The organism is Vibrio anguillarum, assembly GCF_003390515.1.
Lineage (GTDB): Bacteria > Pseudomonadota > Gammaproteobacteria > Enterobacterales > Vibrionaceae > Vibrio > Vibrio anguillarum.
Genome location: NZ_CP031479.1, coordinates 3113447 through 3116130, shown reverse-complemented (window position 1 = coordinate 3116130; position 2684 = coordinate 3113447). Strand labels below are relative to the sequence as shown.

Genomic DNA, 2684 nt, shown 5'->3' with positions numbered 1-2684 from the left:
AATGTGTTGCTCTGGCACACCGGTATCTGTAATGATCATGACCTCTAAACGACAGCAACAAGCCTGACAGTTTGAGCAAGAAATTTCCGTACTAGATACATTTTTAATTGGAATTGTCATCGTGTTCTTCAAATCAGTGTAATCACAGCATGGTACTCCAATTTGAACCAATTTATCGACATTCGTGACCAACTCAATTTGGTAGCCATAACGCCCGCCTAAGGGGCTGACAACGCATAACACTAAACTCAAACACAACAACTGCAACCACAGCGGCTCAATGGGACTGGAAACTCCGCGCGTTGACAGTCCCTCTTGAGGCGTTTGTTATGTGTGTGTTTTTCTGATGCCTACCCTTCCATTTAAAGGGGTAGCGAAAGGCATTTATGCCAAACAGCATTCGATAAAAAGCCATCATATACACAAGACTAAGATGCTTCATATCGATATATTTCGGCTCTGAACTCTAGCTAAGCTATTGATTAATATGTCTTGTTTTCGCTATTTGTTGCGCTACTCCAACGACATATCTCATCAAGAGTCCTACCACAACCTATGCAGATGTCTTTGTCATCTAAACAACAATGTCGAACACAAGGACTTTTATATGAACAAGTTTCAATTGGTTCAGCTCTTTTAACTTTTTGATTTTCAGACATAGTGCACCTCACGTCTGAATTATAAGCGCAGAGCTGTGAAAATTTTTCAGAAAAACACATAACGCCCGCTTAAGGGGCTGACAACGCTACTACCACGTTTCCGCATAACACTAAAACCACCGAAATCAACGCATAATAAAAATGCCGCGCGTTGGAAGTCCCTCTTGAAGCGTTTGTTATGCTTAAGCTTCAATGACTTACGATTTACCTAAACCAAGATTAACTCAGCTTTGAGCCACTAACAAAAACCAAAACGTAGAAAAAAGAAATGACTCATAATTTTGAAAATTAGACTTTGAACTTTGGCAGTCAAAACTCAAAAACCTAAGATCAAAATTCTGATTGAGCCAACCGCACTAACCTCGCGCTTGCCCGAAAATTGATTGAGGCAATTCTTTGAATTTCCAGCGCCAAAGAATAAGCGTCCGAAAAACAGCGCTCACAAAAGCCAACTTGCCGACAAACACAAAACCGAAAAGTCGAGGGAACAAAGAAAAACCATAAACCACTGATTCTACGTGATTAAGCATAACGCCCGCTTAAGGGGCGGCCAACGCTACTACCAACTTACCGCATAACACCGTAATCACCAAAACCAACGCATAGTAAAACCGCCACGCGTTGGTTGTCCCTCTTGAAGCGTTTGTTATGCGAATGTAACTTGCACCTCTAAACTCTTACAAAACCGTAAATCATTTTTCAGAGACTGTGCCTATAGTGACACCCTCAGCCTTTGTCTTTTGTAAGTAAGTAGGGGTATTAGCACGTTTAACAAGATCTAGTAATGTAGGGTCAGGAGCTCGGTTCTTTTTCCGACTAGGTGTACCGTAGCATTTGATTATAGTAACATCTTGGGATTTTGTTCGGTGTAAATATTTTTGGCTATTTGCACATTCAATAAGCTGTAGATGTTGTTCAGTTACAGATTTAGAACTAACCTCACGGTGTTTCTAATAGCGGAAATACATTGAGCAAAACTAATTTTAACATTCGAAAATGTTTTCCCAAGGTTAACAAGACTTGTCAAACCATTATTAAATATAGGATGCATAAAAACTCCATTCAGTGACTCAATAATCCGGTACGCTATCACTTTTTGAAGCTCTAATGCTGTGAATTTTCGTGAATATTTCAATAAATCAAGGCCACCACCCGTAAGCGGCTCGCATAACGCCCGCTTAAGGGGCAGCCAACGCCACTACCAACTTACTGCATAACACCGTAACCACAAAAACCAACGCATAGCAAAAATGCCACGCGTTGGCTGTCCCTCTTGAAGCGTTTGTTATAACACAGTTTCACACATCATGTTCCGTGAGCAATTGACGACAGTTACGGACTGTTAGAACACGTATTTCGAGGCCCAAACTATAAATAATACGGTAATGGCCAAAAATTATTTCACGGTAGTTCGTATGAGGCATTTCAGGAACCATGCGGCCCATTTCTGGCATTGAGCCGAGCAATTCCGTTTTGTCAAACACATCATTCACCCACTTTTCTGCAGCTGATGGGTTATCCAAAGCAATAAACTCTGCGGCATCACCCAGTTTTTGTAACGCTAGAGGTGACCAAACTACTTTCATTTGATGATGCGTCCCAGAACTTGTGAACGAGCATCTTCGTTTGATACACCCAAACCTGCAGCCAATTGAGCTTCTGCAGTACGCATTTCTTCAAGTAATTCGATTTTCTCTTGCATTGCTTCATACTCCGCAACGTCAAGAACAACGGCTACACCTTTACCTCGTTGTGTAATGACTAATGGTCGACGAGTTTCATTGATCTGTTTGATAAATGATGCAACGCCAGCACGGAACTCAGACAAAGGCTGAATATCTTGATCAAGGTGAATACGGCTCATAACGAACTCCTTTTAGTACAATTTAATGTACAAATAGTAGTTCAATTGAGATTTACGAGCAAGGAATTGATTCTGTGTTATAACGCCCGGCTAAGGGGTTGACAACGCACCACCGAACTTAAAAAACACACTGTAAACATTGAACTTCAACTTTGCACTAA

The 2684-nt window shown here is 41.1% G+C and carries 2 protein-coding genes and 2 pseudogenes; all 4 read right to left on the bottom strand.

The features are described 5' to 3' along the window. Window positions 1-120 (bottom strand): annotated as a pseudogene (locus tag DD616_RS17410) (YkgJ family cysteine cluster protein); the annotation flags it as partial. A 318-nt stretch (window positions 121-438) separates the two neighbouring features. Beyond that, window positions 439-719 (bottom strand): annotated as a pseudogene (locus DD616_RS17485) (DUF1289 domain-containing protein). Window positions 720-1957: 1238 nt separating this feature from the next. Further along, window positions 1958-2245, bottom strand: coding sequence for a type II toxin-antitoxin system RelE/ParE family toxin (locus DD616_RS17105; RefSeq protein ID WP_017049660.1), 288 nt, complete (start codon window positions 2243-2245; stop codon window positions 1958-1960). Beyond that, window positions 2242-2523: a type II toxin-antitoxin system Phd/YefM family antitoxin gene (locus tag DD616_RS17100; protein WP_000086650.1), complete on the bottom strand. Its 282-nt coding sequence runs from the start codon at window positions 2521-2523 to the stop codon at window positions 2242-2244. Before DD616_RS17100 ends, DD616_RS17105 begins: the two co-directional genes overlap by 4 nt. Between the last annotated feature and the right edge of the window lie 161 nt (window positions 2524-2684).

Coding starts and splice junctions, on each gene's coding strand:
- DD616_RS17105 (WP_017049660.1), bottom strand. CDS start 2,245: ATGAAAGTAGTTTGGTCACCTCTAGCGTTACAAAAACTGGGTGATGCC.
- DD616_RS17100 (WP_000086650.1), bottom strand. CDS start 2,523: ATGAGCCGTATTCACCTTGATCAAGATATTCAGCCTTTGTCTGAGTTC.